At 34.1% G+C, this 15817-nt stretch carries 13 protein-coding genes; 6 read left to right on the top strand and 7 right to left on the bottom strand.

The genetic code is table 11. The features are described from left to right. Window positions 1-4: 4 nt before the first annotated feature. A complete protein-coding gene (locus tag H7A25_12020) occupies window positions 5-799 on the top strand; it encodes a hypothetical protein (protein MCP5500625.1) in 795 nt (264 codons plus the stop codon). Here the strand turns inward: H7A25_12020 and H7A25_12025 are convergent. Both H7A25_12025 and H7A25_12030 read right to left on the bottom strand, forming a co-directional pair. Then, on the bottom strand, window positions 762-1535 hold the full coding sequence (locus H7A25_12025; GenBank protein MCP5500626.1) for a hypothetical protein: 774 nt from the start codon (window positions 1533-1535) through the stop codon (window positions 762-764). The genes H7A25_12020 and H7A25_12025 overlap by 38 nt on opposite strands. After that, entirely contained in the window at window positions 1468-2082 is a 615-nt protein-coding gene (locus tag H7A25_12030; GenBank protein MCP5500627.1) for a hypothetical protein, read from the bottom strand. The genes H7A25_12025 and H7A25_12030 overlap by 68 nt, the downstream gene beginning before the upstream one ends. 339 nt (window positions 2083-2421) lie before the next feature. Here H7A25_12030 and maf point away from each other — a divergent pair, with 339 nt between their 5' ends. Together maf and H7A25_12040 are read left to right on the top strand one after the other, a co-directional pair. Further along, complete coding sequence (gene maf, locus H7A25_12035) at window positions 2422-2982, top strand: septum formation protein Maf (GenBank protein MCP5500628.1); 561 nt, start codon at window positions 2422-2424, stop codon at window positions 2980-2982. A 167-nt stretch (window positions 2983-3149) separates the two neighbouring features. Further along, complete coding sequence (locus H7A25_12040; protein MCP5500629.1) at window positions 3150-4235, top strand: DNA polymerase III subunit delta; 1086 nt, start codon at window positions 3150-3152, stop codon at window positions 4233-4235. 37 nt (window positions 4236-4272) lie between these two features. Here H7A25_12040 and H7A25_12045 read toward each other — a convergent pair whose 3' ends face one another. From H7A25_12045 to H7A25_12060, 4 genes are all read right to left on the bottom strand, one after another. Continuing rightward, window positions 4273-6132: a glycoside hydrolase family 15 protein gene (locus tag H7A25_12045; protein ID MCP5500630.1), complete on the bottom strand. Its 1860-nt coding sequence runs from the start codon at window positions 6130-6132 to the stop codon at window positions 4273-4275. Continuing rightward, complete coding sequence (locus H7A25_12050; GenBank protein ID MCP5500631.1) at window positions 6132-8354, bottom strand: bifunctional alpha,alpha-trehalose-phosphate synthase (UDP-forming)/trehalose-phosphatase; 2223 nt, start codon at window positions 8352-8354, stop codon at window positions 6132-6134. Before H7A25_12050 ends, H7A25_12045 begins: the two co-directional genes overlap by 1 nt. A gap of 152 nt (window positions 8355-8506) precedes the next feature. Next, window positions 8507-9007 (bottom strand): peptide-methionine (R)-S-oxide reductase MsrB, encoded by a 501-nt coding sequence (gene msrB, locus H7A25_12055; protein ID MCP5500632.1) that lies wholly within the window; start codon window positions 9005-9007, stop codon window positions 8507-8509. Window positions 9008-9020: 13 nt separating this feature from the next. Further along, on the bottom strand, window positions 9021-12083 hold the full coding sequence (locus H7A25_12060) for a SpoIIE family protein phosphatase (GenBank protein MCP5500633.1): 3063 nt from the start codon (window positions 12081-12083) through the stop codon (window positions 9021-9023). 222 nt (window positions 12084-12305) lie between these two features. Here H7A25_12060 and H7A25_12065 point away from each other — a divergent pair, with 222 nt between their 5' ends. The 3 genes from H7A25_12065 to H7A25_12075 all read left to right on the top strand — a co-directional run bounded on the left by H7A25_12065 (window position 12306) and on the right by H7A25_12075 (window position 14336). Next, the gene (locus H7A25_12065; protein ID MCP5500634.1) at window positions 12306-12572 is read left to right on the top strand and encodes a hypothetical protein; all 267 of its coding nucleotides are present in this window, start codon (window positions 12306-12308) and stop codon (window positions 12570-12572) included. 76 nt (window positions 12573-12648) lie between these two features. After that, window positions 12649-12999, top strand: coding sequence for an STAS domain-containing protein (locus tag H7A25_12070; GenBank protein ID MCP5500635.1), 351 nt, complete (start codon window positions 12649-12651; stop codon window positions 12997-12999). Continuing rightward, window positions 12996-14336, top strand: coding sequence for a hypothetical protein (locus H7A25_12075; protein ID MCP5500636.1), 1341 nt, complete (start codon window positions 12996-12998; stop codon window positions 14334-14336). The genes H7A25_12070 and H7A25_12075 overlap by 4 nt, the downstream gene beginning before the upstream one ends. Before the next feature lie 46 nt (window positions 14337-14382). On the opposite strand, the gene H7A25_12080 is transcribed toward H7A25_12075, so the two are convergent. Next, window positions 14383-15678, bottom strand: a complete 1296-nt coding sequence (locus H7A25_12080; GenBank protein ID MCP5500637.1) for an HDOD domain-containing protein — start codon at window positions 15676-15678, stop codon at window positions 14383-14385. Window positions 15679-15817 lie beyond the last annotated feature (139 nt).

Raw genomic sequence — 15817 nt, forward strand, 5'->3', positions numbered from 1 at the left:
TACTATGGATAATGCAATGGAATCTTACTCAGAAGATGAAATCAAACAGGGAATACAAGAAGGAAAAGCACTCGAATTTCGATGCTATACCATTACGGAGGCTGTTAGTAAAAATCTTGAGACCAGTATGAAAATTCTTCTGGATTTCTACAAACATGAAGATTTATTTCCCTCCATTTATGGTGTTATCCAGGAATTGATGAAATGGTCGATTGTAGCGAACATGCGATACCTGTATTTTAAAAAGCACGGACTGGATCTGGAACATGCCAGGGAAGTTATGGATAATGAATCCCGCTTTCAAAAAACCATTCATATCGAAAATATAGATGAATACAGACAGGAACTGAAGGCCAACGAAATGTTCGTCCGTTGTAAAATCAGTCATAATGATAATGGTTTGAACGCTGAGGTTTTCAACCATGCCGAAGCCGGAGTTAGCCAGGAGCGCTATCTAAGAGATTACCTGAAAAAAGCCATGAAATACAGTGATATAATGGAATATTTCCATGATCACCCGGAAGATACGGATGGAATGGGTATGGGTCTTGCTTTTTCTATCATTCTTTTAAAAGAATCGGGTCTCAGACCGGAGCTCATGAGGCTCGGACAGGCCGATGGAGGTGGGGGCTATTCGAGAATCGAAATTCCTTTCAATGAACAATATATCAGTATTCGAGATAGAATTTTAAAAGGTGAATCCGTAGTTCCATTTGAAAAGAAAACGCTGGTTCCACCCGAATATGAAGAAGAATTGAAAATCAGGCTCCTCGAGATTCAAAAGGAACAGAGTGTTTAAGTTCAAACAAAAGATAAATCCATAAAAACAAAAATTCAATAGCTACCATGAAACCCAGTAGTTCATTGAAAAAAGAACGTTCAAATACGATAAAGAGAAAAAGAACAAAAGAAAAAACTCCATTCCACTTTAGCACAAGAATCGGGATGGATTTTTTTTTGTACTGATCAAAAAAAAGAAATGAAAAGGCTGCAAAGAGTAAGGTAAGGCTCCCCCACTTCAGATGAGTAAAAATTTTTAAATATTCAAGTGCAGGTTTCATGTCTCCCTGCTTTCGGAAGGCAGAACTCAAACCCAAAAGCTGAAGATTTTCTAAAAAATCAAAGATAAGAGTAAAAAAGGGTAAAATGCCTAAAAAAATCACTTTCCTGGCTGCTCCCAGCTTCAACCTATAGTAAATAATGAAAAACAAAAAGGAATTGTAAACCAGCATAAATAGAAAATCAAGCTGGTTTCCTCTATCCATATCAGAAATGAATGGATCTCCATTTTCAAAAAACAGTTTTACTTCTTTTTCTGTATGGATAAACTCGAAGTAAAGAATAGGCGTTTTAAAACCCGAAGCCATATTCTTTGCTTTTTGAGGGAATATAAACAAAAGGGCTACGCTTAAAAGAACTAAGAATAGCCCATTTACAACGGAAAGTTTAAGAATGAAATTCCGGTTCTTATGCACGATGAGGGGAATAGACTCTCCTGACTTTCTCAAATTCACAGAGGCTATGAATATCTTCAAAGAAAACATCCTTATCACGAACCATCACTATGTATTCTCCACCTATCTGCTCAATCTTTAAAAAACCCGCTTCTTTCGCATCGCGAATAAAATCTATAAATTCAGAATAACTCACAAGTGCATCGTCTGAATTCAAAAATTCATTAAACAACATACGTATGGGTTCCATTTTCTTTCTTGGATTTACAATAGGGTATCGACTGAGTATCATAAAACCTTCTTCAAGAGATTTTAAATCGATTACCCTGGGGAATATACCGGTTGCTAAATAATGTTCTTTCATACTTAAGGATAGAAACCACTTTTTCAGACTATCGTTATCTGATACAGAAGGAAAAAGATTGCTCGCATGTATTTTTACTTCATAGGACCACTCATTATGATCCGGTTGGAAAATATCATAGACCTCCATGGTCTGTAACTCACCTTTCGAATTTTTATATATATACAATTCTGAAAGTCTCATGTTTTTTCCGTAATCGAGGTATTTACTATACCTTTTTATAATTTCATGATAAACAGGAACCAAATCGATATTATCAAACATTTTGCAAAACTCCCCTATTGTAGTTAGCATTTTTAGAATCATTATAAAATGCTAAACTTTGGCACTTTTTCCAAATATATTAATTTTTCCTAAAAGCGGCAAGAAAAAAATTGTTAAATATTATTTTTTTTATGTTACTTTTCCAATTCCTATCCGTTTCCTCTCCTATGTATAGGACGATTTCAAAACGCGTTTTCTTTCAATTTTATTGACATATCTATCAAGAGATGTTTATAAAACCTCTTTTTTCTAAAAGAAAAGTGGGTAATGATATAGCTTTCCTGCGCCGGCACTATCTAAACAATAAAGCCTGGACGGATATATCCCGAAAATCCGTATATGCTTATCTTAAAATCTAAGTCACCAAGAAGAATGGAAATTCTCAAGAGCCTGGGCTTTCAATTCCTGGTTGAACCTTCCCTCTACCCGGAAGAACAATTACGAGGAGAAGCCGTTTTTGATTATTTAAAACGGGTTACTCTGGGTAAATTAGAAATGAAATCCAACAAACCGGGAAACACATACCTTTCTTCAGATACTATCGTTGTCTACAATCAACAAATACTACAGAAACCTCTCGGTCCGGAAGAAGCCTTCCAGATGCTAAAGCTACTTTCCGGTAATATTCATTCCGTTTATTCGGGTCTGGGAATTCGAACGGAGGAAGATGAAATTTTTTATGAATATGATAAAACAGATGTTTATTTTAAACCCTGGACTAACGAAGAAATCAATTACTATGTAGAAAATTACAGGCCTTTTGACAAAGCAGGTGCTTATGGAATACAGGACAGGGAATCACCTGTAGGAAAATATGAGGGTTCTTACATGAATGTTGTAGGCTTTCCTCTAAGAAAGTTTTTTTTGTTTATAGAAAAATTATCCAAATATATTGATTAAACTATTATATCCAGAATTACGCCCTTCTTAAAAGCCGGGAGTATTTCTTTAATCGCCGGCTCCCCGAAAAAAATGAGGGCCTATCCTACCCTTTTGATATTTTTTGAACACCAACAGAAATTCTCATACAATTTTTCCCGGCATTTTTTATTTTGGATAAAAGAATCATGGCACAGAAGATTGAAATCAGCCAATACAAAAATTACCTTGAATTCAGAGAAAAGGCAAAAACAGACTTACCTAACCTGATGATTTATTGCTCACTTGATTCCTATGAGTTTGATATTCTCGCAGACCATTACAGGGAGATTTTAAAAAGCAAGGGAGAAGCCTTTGAGGTAGCCATTTTTGTTTCAGAACCCGGGGATTTGGAAAAGATGTTTTCTGAAGTTTTTAATCTGAGTATGTTTAGCAGTTTGAAATTAATCATTATTAAATCGGGTTCAGACTTCTTTAAGCCCCTACTTCTTGCAAAAGGTAAAGCCCTGTATGATAATTTCAAACGAAGTATCCCCGAACTTTCTGAGAAAGTCTATCTTCTCATTCACTATGACGATAAAGATATTCCTTCCAAATTATTATCTATGTTTCAACACAAATTGGGCCTTCTTAAAAACAGGAACTTTTATCCGAATGAAAAAAAAGCAGCCTTAGAAAGTATTTTAAAGTTTGAGAAAATCACTTTAGATCCGGCAGCCAGCGATGAGTTTATCCACCGCATTCCTCCCAACACCGGTTCTTACTTAAAAAATATTCAAAAATTAAAACTCTTATTAAATAAAAAAGAATACACACTAGAAGATATAGAAGAAGCTCTATTTGGAAACGTTGATTTTAATCCTTTTCATATCACTGACTTATTTTTTTCAGGTGATAAAAGAGAATTTTTTCGGGAGTTAGCTAAATTGAAAAAAAGTGAAGAGAGTATGATGAACACTCTTTCTCTTCTAAATGCTTTACTTCATCGGGCAGATGAATTAAGAAAATCTAAAATTGCTTTTACAAGGATTAAAGACAATGATGATAAGCTTTTTGAAGTTCTGGGTATGTCCTCATACTCCGATAAACGAAAATACTTTATGAAAAATAAATTAAGAAAAGAATTATCTATGTTTAATGATTTCATACTCTCCTTCATTTATGATAGCCTGATAGAGTTAAATATACGGGTGAAAAGTAGTTCCAATAAAGCTGATACCCAAATTCTTATGCAAGAAAAATTTCAGAAGTTTTTCTTACTGCTACGATCCTGAAGCAAGGGGCTTTTTTAGAAAACCCCTATATTACATTTCATTTTACAGTCAGTCGTGAATTATTATTCCTGAAAGAAGCAGAATCTATTTTCCAGGCTGCATTCACAAGACCGAGATGACTAAATCCCTGAGGATAATTTCCCAGCATTTCCTGGGTTTCAGGATGAATTTCCTCTCCCAATAAACCCATAGGACTTGCCATACCAATTAAGGATTCAAAAAGTTTTCTTGCATTTTGCAGATCATCGGACATCGCATATAGATCTACCAACCAAAAGGAAGGTAAGAGAAAGGCTCCTTCTTTGCCACCAACCCCATCATCACTGAGATAACGATAAAGTAAGGGAAGTTCTCCGGAAACCAGATGTTTTATTATCGCATCTAAACTGGATTGAAACTGGGAATCTTTTACATCAATAAATCCTACTTCAGGCATTACTAATATAGATGCATCTAAATCAGAAGAACCATAGTAAGAGGTAAAAGCTTTTAACCAGGGGTTCCAGGCTCTTGCCAGTACCTCTTTTTGAATTTCATTCCTTACCTCTTCCCATTTTTCAATAGGTGCCGGAATTCGCAGCTTCTTAGCTATTTTAATTCCCCTATCCATAGCCACCCAGGCCCATACTTTGGAATAGGTGTGATGCTTGGGTTCAGAGCGGACTTCCCAGATACCCGAATCCGGCTTCTGCCAATTTTTCCTGACAAACTCTACCAGGTATTGTAGCTTTTCCCATTCGGTTATAGTTATAATTCCTCCCATTTCATTATATAAATGAGCAGCATCTAATAGACTTCCATAAATATCCAACTGCAATTGCTCAACAGCTCCATTTCCGATTCGAACCGGTCTTGAATCCATATACCCCCTGAGAGGGAGCTCTGTTTCGGGTAAGCTTTTTTCACCTCGAATTCCATACATCACTTTAAGAAGACCATCTTTTTCATCTATATCAGATTCTACAAATTGTTGCAGAATCCAATCAAAATAATTTATCCCCTCTTCCATAAACCCGCTTCGAAATAAAGCTCGCAAGATAAATGCAGAGTCTCTGACCCAGGAATACCGGTAATCCCAATTTCTGGAATGACCTATCCATTCCGGTAAAGAAGTAGTGGGTGCTGCCACAATAGCTCCGGTAGGCTCATATATTAGCAGTTTCAAAATAAGTAAACTTCTCTCTACCTGCTCCTGGTATCGACCGTAATACTTTAAATTCCCTATCCAATCCTGCCAGAATTTTCTCACTCTCCTGAGCTGACGTAAGGTTTCGTAACTGGCTACCGGATGCGTAGTCCTTGCTCCCCAATCTGCAACAAAAGGAGTTTCTTCTCCGGCTGATATAGTAAACCTGGCAGTCGCTGAATTTTCTTTAACTTGCATTTTAATCTCAGTTAATAGGGTGATTGAATACTCTTCATCCTTATCATAGGCTCTAAGCCCCCAATCACTTAACTCAAATTCCGGAAGCTTACGCCCGTAATCAAACCTCGGTGCAAATAGTAATTCAAGTTCTACTTTTCCACTTATGCATTCTACATACCTATGAATTTCTGCTGTTGGTACTTTACGATTTGGAATATAGGGCATAAAGTTACGGATTCTTACTACACCCGTTTTAGTTCTAAATTCTGTAACAATAATATTGGTTCGTGTTTCATATTTTTGCAAAGCCTTATATTCCAATACAGGACGAATGTAATATCTACCAGCTTTCGGATCTAAAATGGAAGCAAATACCGAGGGGCTATCAAAATCCGGTAAACAGGCCCAATCTATAGAACCATCCGAGCCTACCAGAATAGCAGTTCTTTTATCCCCTATTAAACCATAAGCTTCTAAAGGTTTATAATCTTTCTCATTATTCGGATCGTAATCTACACTTGTTTCTTTCATTATATATCTTCCTTTTTTAAAAGTTTCTCCAAAATGTTTCTTACATCTCTATAATCATATACACTATATCGTGCATGTGTAGATTTTAAACCAACTTTAACCGAATAGGAGGGTTCATATTGAACCTTGAACATATCCTCATCTGTTACATCATCACCAATTACCAGAACAAAATCATAATCATTTTTTCTTAAATAGTAGTTTAAAGCAGTACCTTTGTTCAAAGCAGAATTTTTAATTTCAATAACCTTATTTCCTCTTAATATTTGTAATTCCATTCTTGCTGTTAAATTCTGTAAGCTATCAATCAGGTTCTGTGCATAGACAGGACCGGATTCTACATCAGCTTTCCTAAAATGCCAGGCCAGGGAATACTCTTTTTCTTCGACAAAGGAACCGGGCACCCTATCTGAGTACAATTCAAGGATAGGTAAAATAGTAGACATCCAATCTACGGAAATATTATTCATGAGTTCCCAGTTATATTGCTTTTCCTTTTTCCAGATCCCGTGTTCAGCTACAAAATTCAACTCTCGAAGAGAACCAAACCATTTTTCTAAGAATTCCTTATCTCTTCCGCTTATAATAAAAATATCAGTTCCCGGTATATTAGAAATCTCTTCCAAAAGCTTTAGTAAGTCATGACCCGGAACTGCCTTCTCCGGAGTACTGGCAAGCGGGACAAGTGTACCATCGTAATCAAAAAAGAGTGCTTTTTTATTGGAAGAATGAAAGTCCTGTATTATTTGGTTTTCTATATCATTAGACAAATGACTGGCAAGCAGGCCTTTTTGTTCTTTCTTGACTTCTTCTATAGAGTCAATAAAATCAGTTGCCCATTTTGTAATATTATATCGTTTTAATCTTTTCTGCATAATGGTATTTCGTTTTACCTGCTCTTCTACAGGCATTTCCAACGATTGCTGTATAGCTAATGCAATAGAACTTATATCATTCGGATTTACCTGAACCGACTCACCCAATTCACTGGCAGCACCTGCCATCTCACTTAAGATCAAAACTCCTTTTTTATCTACCTTGGATGCAATATACTCTTTTGCCACCAAATTCATTCCGTCTCGGAGTGGAGTTACCAGCATAGCATCACTCATAGAATACAAAGCAACTAATTGGTTTAGAACAAAAGAACGGTATTGATAAATAATAGGTTGCCATTCCAGAGTACCGTAATGACCGTTTATTTTTCCAACCAACTCATCAATCTGTTTTTTCATACTCTGGTAATGCTCCACACCTTCCCTCGAAGGTACAACAATTAATAACAAGTTTACCTTACCAATCCAGTTTGGATTATCTTTCAAAAATGATTCATAACCTTTCAAGCGATTGATAAGACCCTTGGTATAATCGAGTCGATCTATTGATAAAATCAACTTATTTGTTTTAAACTTCAATCTGTAGTTTTGAATTTCTTTTTCAACGTCTTCACTCTTTGCAGTTTCACTAAATTTTTTAAAATCAATTCCCATCGGATAGGTTTCAGCTAAAACAACCCTGTCATTTAAGAGTATTTTTCCCATGTTATGCTCATAGCCTAAAATTCTAAGAACACTGGTCATAAAGTATTTGGTATAATCATGAGTATGGAAACCTATAATATCGGAACCTAATAAACCATTTAATATTTCTTTTGCCCATTCTCTGGGTAATAGTCGAAATAATTCATAAGCCGGAAAGGGTATATGCAAAAAATAACCAATTTTTGTTTCCAGAGAAGTAGATTTTCTTATTAACTCAGGAAGCAACATTAAATGGTAATCATGAACCCAAATAATATCTCCTTCCTGTATAATTTCCATTACTGCTTTTTTAAATTCTTCATTAACAAGTTTATATTGATTCCAAAACTCATCATCGTAAACTGTTAACATAGTAAAATAGTGGAACAAGGGCCATATAGTTTTGTTGCAAAAACCGTTATAAAACTTATCCTTCGCCTTTTCCGGGAAGAAAACAGGGAAACAATTATAATCTTCTAATAAGGTTTTCTTTAATTCTTTTTTCTTACTTTCTGTTTTGGGGCTTAAACCGGGCCATCCTAGCCAGACATACTCTACTTTTTCACTTGAATTTTCTCTGAGTTTATCAAGGTATGACATAATACCTGTAGCCAGCCCTCCTACACTCTGCTTATATTCATATTTTCCATTTTTTTCAGTTAATGTTAGCGGTAATCGATTTGATATAACAATTAATCTCATCTTTCCTCCTAATTTGTTGTTGCTAAATATAAAAATATATAGATAATTTGTATATTATTATATACTAATATATTTTATGATCTTCGGCAATTAACTGTCAAGGAGTTTTTTTTAGCTCTCATTTCCTATATCAATGCACAATAAAGGTTTATCTATTCTTCAACAAACTTTAAAGAAAGAGAGTTTATACAATACCTGAGTCCTGTTGGATCCGGTCCGTCTTCAAAAACATGACCTAAATGACCTCCACAGCGAGCACAATGAATTTCTGTTCTTGTCACAAATAGACTTTTATCTACCTCGGTTTCTATATTTTGATTATCCACAGGTTTGTAAAAACTTGGCCATCCACTTCCTGAATCATATTTTGTTTTTGATTCAAACAGAAGATTTCCGCAGGCACGGCAATAGTATTTTCCCTTCTTTTTGAGATCATAATACTCCCCTGTAAAAGCCCTCTCTGTTCCCTTTTCTCTTAAAACCTTATACTCTTCCGGTTTCAAGATTGCTTTCCATTCTTCTTCTGTCTTTATTACCTTATTTTCCAAGTTCTTCGTATCCTTTATTCCTTCTTTTATACTTTCATTTTTATTTTTTAGAGAATCTGTACAATAAAAAATAAAAACACTTATTATAATTAATATCCAATTCATTTGGTTTATTAGACTATCCTTTTTTCTTTAATTTCTCTATGGTTGTTAGAATTTTTTGAATCGCTTGATTATCAGGCTCTAGTTTTACGGCTTTTTGGATCATCTTATTTGCCTTTTCATAAATTCCTATATAAGCATACATATCAGCAAGATGAATCAAATTCCTTAAATTATAAGGCTCTCGAAGCCGTATTCTTTCTGCTATTTCAATCGCTTCTTCCAATTCTTTATTCATCTTTAAGCAATAGGATGCTTTTAAAAGAACCGATGTATCAGCTTCATTTCTATTAAGATAGATATGGCTAATTTTGGCAGCGGACTTATAGTCTTTTTTTCTCATATATAACTTAATGAGTCTGGAAGCGATATACAAATTATTAGGAATCTCGATAAATAATTTTTCTATTTCTTGAATTGTATAATTTAAGTTCTCACTTTTTTCTATTTCTCTCGCCTTCTCCTCATACTTGTAGTCTTCAAATGAATCATTATTCCTATCTAAATACTGAATAGACAAAACAGAAAAATCATCCATTAACTCATATTTTTCACTTATGAAGGAATACATTTTTTTAACATCTCCCTTGACCTGTTCAACATTTCTCAAGAACAAATTTTCATCTTCATTAATTATCCGGGAGTCTTCCGTTTTTTCCATTACAAGATCATCTTTACCATCAGAACCAATAATCAACATATCCCCCCTTTGCAATTGAAAAGTGGAGATAAACAATTCAGTATTTAAACCCGGTGTACCCAACTTCCTAAAATATAATTCTTTTTCTATAAATTCTGCTACACTATCTCTATATAAGATTATCCAGGGATGTTCAGCATTAATGTAGTAAAGAAAACCGGAACTTACATCGATTAATCCAAATATGATAGAAATGAGCATAGAGCCATCAAAACCCTCGAATACTTTATGCATTTCTTTAAAACCGGATTTTAACCATTTCTCAGGACTTAAATCTCTCATATAAGAATAGGTTTGAGTTCTTTGTATAATCGATTGAAAAACAGAACCCAGTACCAAAATTCCTCCTGCTCCCTGTATGGATTTTCCCATAGCATCTGCATTTAAGAATACCAGATATTCTTTGCCTTTTAGAGAAATTTTATAAGCTACACATATATCTCCTCCGATTTCATAATTTCTTCCGCGAAATTGAAATTCTTTTTTTTGCTTTACATAGGAATCAACAATAAAGTCTCCGGCAGAAATGTAATTTGAGTCAAAAGGTTTCAATAATAAACTTGTAAGAAAGTAATCTCCATCCTGTTGAACTTTTAATTTTTGAACCTCACTTAAAGACACTAATAACTCTTTTGTTCTTTCCTCAACTTTTTCTTCCAACTGATTAGAATACTCTTCTAATTTTACTTTGGATTCCCGGATTGATTTCACCATGGAATTAAAAGAGGTACTTAAAAATCCTATTTCATCCTGCACATGAACAGCAACTTCCACGTTCAAATTTCCCTTCTTAACTCTTCTCAAACCATTTAATAATTCTTGAAGCGGAAGAAGCAATGCCCTTGATAGGAAAATAGGCGTTCCTCCAAAAATTAAAATTAAAGCAAATATTAGTAAATACACAAATATTCTGGCCTGCTCATGAATATATTTTCTGTAATATCGATATTGAAAACCCACTTCATAGTAAGTTTCTTTTTTCACATCATACTTTATAAACGCAATGAAGTGTTTGCCTGTCTTTTTACACTCTCTAAAAATTTTATCTCCCTCTTTCGGGAATGGTTTATAAAATTGTAATATTACAGTTTTTAGTATATCTCCCTCTAAACCGACATGGTCTTTAAGGAAAATGATTATTGCCTTACGAAAAGAAGCAGATTTTGGATTTTTATCCTCTAAAAGTTTTTCAATATACTTCTTAAATTTTGCCGCAGGAACCTGGCTCATACTGCTATAATTTTTCATTAATAGGTTCTGTATTTCGAAATTCACTTTTTTAACATTTTCAGAACTAAAATCTTCATTCAATTGTCTCAGCAAGAGTTCATGGAAAGGTTGTATAAAACTCCTCTCCTGCTTGAAGGGTCTCGATAAAATAAAAGCATTCCAGAAATTTTCAATGTCCTTTTGCTCTTTCACTTTCTGAAATAAAAAGTTTAAGTAATAGGCTTTTTGTAAATCAATATTATCAACAAATTCTCGTTCAAACTCCTCCTTTATAGTATTCAACTTCAAAGCCCCGGACTCAGACCTATACGAAATCACATAACTCAGATCCTCCAGATCCTGTATATCTTCAATAGCCAGACTAACATCGTGCTTTTTAAGAATTTGGTATGACCTTTCTCTTTCTTCTAAAATAAAGAAAGCTAAAAAATTATATATCACCATAAAAACAAGAAAACTGACACCCAGGATCTTCACCATAAATGTTGTTTTATCCTGTGTATGATTAATAAATGCAACAAGTAGCATAAACATGCCGGTAAGTGTAAAAAGGCTTACCGTAACGAGATAGACTTCTCTCGGCACCAGTCCCAATTTATTAGCAACGTTCGCGAGCCCCGGAATCAAAAGTGCAATAATGAGAGATACTAATATTAGTATATGATAATATCTGTCTCGATCTTTTAAAGTAAAAACTCTCCATAATGATACAAATAGGGAAATGAAAATAAATGAAAGGGTCACGAGGCCATAAACTTTTAGAAAATCAGGATAATCAAATTCATAGTATTCTCCATCAAAATTAAATGAATAGGGACGCTGAAAAACAAGTACAGCCCCATAAACCAAAACCACAAATGTAATAAGTAACTCCAACCATAAAAGAAATCTGGCAAGACCCGGATTAGTTAATTTAGGGAAATGTAAACTAAACTGCGGATATAATAAGAAGTGGATCGGGATGGCAAATAATGTCATCAATCGGAAGGCAGCCGAATTTGCATAAATGCCCTGTGTCATGGCATAACCAAAACTAACAAAAACACCAAAGAAATTAATCAAGGAAAGGTAATAAGTAGCAGTAGTTTTTTTGGGAATTCTAAATAAAAAATAACTACAGGCAAAGAAGAGAAAAAAGTTCTCCAGCATAGATATTACAGGGTAATTAAAATAAAAATTATTGAAATTCATCTCTTATTCTTTTATAAACTTAGATAACTTTGCTTATATATTTAAATCCGATTCTAGCAAGTTTTTTTCCCGATCTAATCCTAAAAATTAAGCTTGAGAAAAATCCATACTTCGATATAAAGATTTTTTTATCAGTAGACTTTTTTCATGAAATTAAATATAAGTGTTTGGAGTGTAAGTATGGAAAGAATTTTTCTTATTGTCAATTTTGTCAATATCATTCTGGGTTTTTCAACAGCCCTTTACATGATCATAAGCTACTATTTTAGAAAAAAATATCCAAAAAACCTGGGGCTTATTTTGCTTCTTTCAATATCCGCAACTTCTCTGTCTTTACTGGCTACTTTTGGAGTTCAAGATCGAGATTATAGTTGGATGATACTATTCGTTTCCATCCTTATCCTATTTTTTTGCTTTCGAATCGGTTTAAATCATGAAGGCTCTTAAGCTTTTCATAAAATGTCCCGATGAATTAGATAAATAATTGCTTTACATTTTTTATTTAAAAAAGTAAAAGTCATACATGGAAATACTAAAAGAAGAACTTGAGAAAGGTATTATCCTTATTACCATAACCAAAAATATTGAAATTTACACAGCTCCACGCCTAAAAAAAGTGTTAGATGAACTATTTGAGGAAGAAAAGCATTTAATTATAATTAATATGGAGCATATTGATTATCTGGATTCTTCCGGCCTTGCTGTTTTCATGCGAGAACACGCCAGGCTACAAAAAGTGGGCTATAACCTTAATTTTATTAATATTAATAACAGGATATACGAAGTTTTTCAGTATACCAGTCTGCACCAATACATTAAACTTTTCAACAGTATAGAAGAAGCCAGGTCAGCCATCATTCCCAAAGAAGAATGAGGATATTTTATAAATATCTTATTTATCTTATACTTTTTAGTCTCCTTGTAGTCATTTCCTTTCATTTTTATTTTAGTAAGCACTATGAGCATTTCCGTTTTACAGAAATTGAACTTAAAGAAACAGACGCAATTTCGTTCCAGGCTAAGAGTCCTTATCCATTAAGCTCTCAATTTGGAAATTATAATGGTAGGAAATTACTCCTCTACCATCGCCATGAAAGTCTATTTGATCTGGTAATTGTTCCGAATCAAAAGCATGTTTCAAAAATCATTTTAAGTGAAATTGATCTTTCTTATTGGATACCTATCTACCCTTCCTGGGTAAAAAAACATAAATTTTTAAAAGAAATCACCGTCTATTCCAAAGAAAAAAGCCGTTTGCAGGTACAATTTAAACCGGATTACTCTAAATTTTCCCTGGAAGGAGGAGATGGATATGAAAAAAAAAGAGTCTACTCTCTCGAGCTTTCCTGCAATAGCCTGCTTGCTTTTAACTGGGAATTGCAAATTTTTGTGAATGAAGATAATTCTAAAAAACTTCTCTATCAATCCTGGTTTCAGTTTCCTCCCGGATGGTATAAAAAAATATACGAAAGCAAAACTGCCGATTCCTATATCGATATAGCAGCACTGGTAGAATATGGATGGTTTAAGCCGGAGAAAAAGGTAATTCCCCTCGACAAAATTCGGAAAGTAAATAGTGTAAAAAAATTAAACTTCCAGGACCATCTGGATGAAAGGATATTCTTCCGGTCAGAACAGAAGCGAAAACGAAAATTTATTTTCTTAAAAAACCTATTTTACTGGAAAGACTTTTATGAAAAGAATATTAAGTTTTCCAGTTTTATACAACCGGGATATTATGATATAACAAAAAAGAAATCCATAGAATATAACCGAATTAGAAATATAGAAGAAGTAGCTCTAAGAACAATTGATACTCCTGCAAGTCCTAACATTCTTTTAGAGTTAGAAGTTTTTTTTCGTGATCCGGTATTGAAAGAAGTAAATCGATTGATAATAACAGGCTTCTCTTCTTCCGACATTCCTCCCGGCAATCTGCGCAACTACCACAGGGGCATATATCGACCTTTGGGTATAAATTCGCATCCTTTTTTTATAAAATATGAAGATTTACTCAAAAACAAACCAGTAGCTCTACCTCTGAGTATCCTATTATTAGACGAAGAGAATAAGTGGATTGATAGCAATACCTTAGGTATCGGAGGAATTGTTTTATTCCGAGATAAACAAAACAACATTCATCTTCTAATTTTATCCTATGAGAATATTAGCATCATAAGACATATTAGCTTTAAACCATCAGTTCATTAATTTCCTTTGTCAGAAAAAATTTACTACTAACAAAGGAAATTTTATGTTAAGATTTACTCATTTCTAAGAATGGGTGGTCTTTTAAGTTATCGTAATAATCTTCATCGAGGAATAATTCTTTTAGCTCAGGAGGAGCTTCGTAGTGAGCAAAAATCAGATCCTCTAACTCTACCTTGTCTTCTGTTAAAGGTGTCAGGAGATGCCTATCCGCAATGATTTCTGCCAGACGAATTACCCTATCCAGATCACTTACCTGTTTTATTTCCTTGGGATGGAAATTTTGATTTTCTACCACATGAGTATAGACTTCCGGCATTTTCCATATTTTAAAAACCTGTTTTCCTACTTCAATAGAGTTCGCAGTAAAAACTTCGGATTCTAATTCAAATACAGTCTTTATGCCTACACTGGCGAGTTTTAAAACATCTTTATAAGACTTGGTAAAATTTAAAGCCAGAACAATCATCCCAACTTTACGAAGAAGAGTCAGGGTAAATATGTTTTCTTTTAAATGATCCAGTTTTAAAGGACCCAATAAATCAAGTGTTATAAGGGAAGTAAGGATCGGCTGCAAATGTAATTGTTTTTGGAAAGACTCATGTTGCAGAAGACTATTGGAGAAGCTCTTTTGAAAACCTACAAGGACAATGTTTTTGATCATCTTCATACCCATCAGGGTAATGGCATCCTTCAGAGAGGTTATTTTCCCCGATCGACCGTAAAAAGCAGAATTGGCGATTCGAATAATGTTAGCACTGATGGCCTTATCCGGAGAAATAATTTTTTCCAGTTCCTGACTCCCTCCACTTTTCTGAGAGTCAAAATTAAGCACCTTCATTACAACAGTAGGCATAGGAGGAATCTTAATTTCACTCAAATTAACCGTATATCTGCTATGACCGGCTATACTTTTATCTAAAAAGTCATTTCGGCCCAGCATCCTGGCTAATTTCTCCTCAATTTGAACTTTAGAAAATGGTTTTACAATAAATGCTCCAATTTTTAATTGATGGAGCTCCTGTAGCATTTCTTTATTAGCATGAGCCGTAATTACTACAGTTTTTATTTCCGGCATCTCTTGCTTAATTTCTTTAATTGCGTCTACACCATTTTTCACCGGCATATCATAATCAACACAAATAATATCCGGTTTTTCCTCCATATTGAGTACGGTGCTGACCAGAGCCTGCCCATTTTCGACTTCAGCTACAATTTGAAAGGCTTCATATAGGAGAAATCTTCTTACGAGCATTCTATCCATGAATGAGTCTTCTGCAATTACAACCTTATATGGCTGCTCCGTAATGGGTTTTAAGCCGAGTGCACGTGCTGATCTTGACATATTTTTTACTCTCTATTTCCTTGAACTTTATATACTGTTAAGCGAATAAATCAAGCACTTTTATTAATAATTTATTTACAATTTTACAGTATTGAAAAAAATATCTTATGTCACCTAAAAAAAATCGATAAAAACAGGG

The sequence above is a fragment of the Leptospiraceae bacterium genome (assembly GCA_024233835.1).
In the GTDB taxonomy this organism is placed as follows: domain Bacteria; phylum Spirochaetota; class Leptospiria; order Leptospirales; family Leptospiraceae; genus JACKPC01.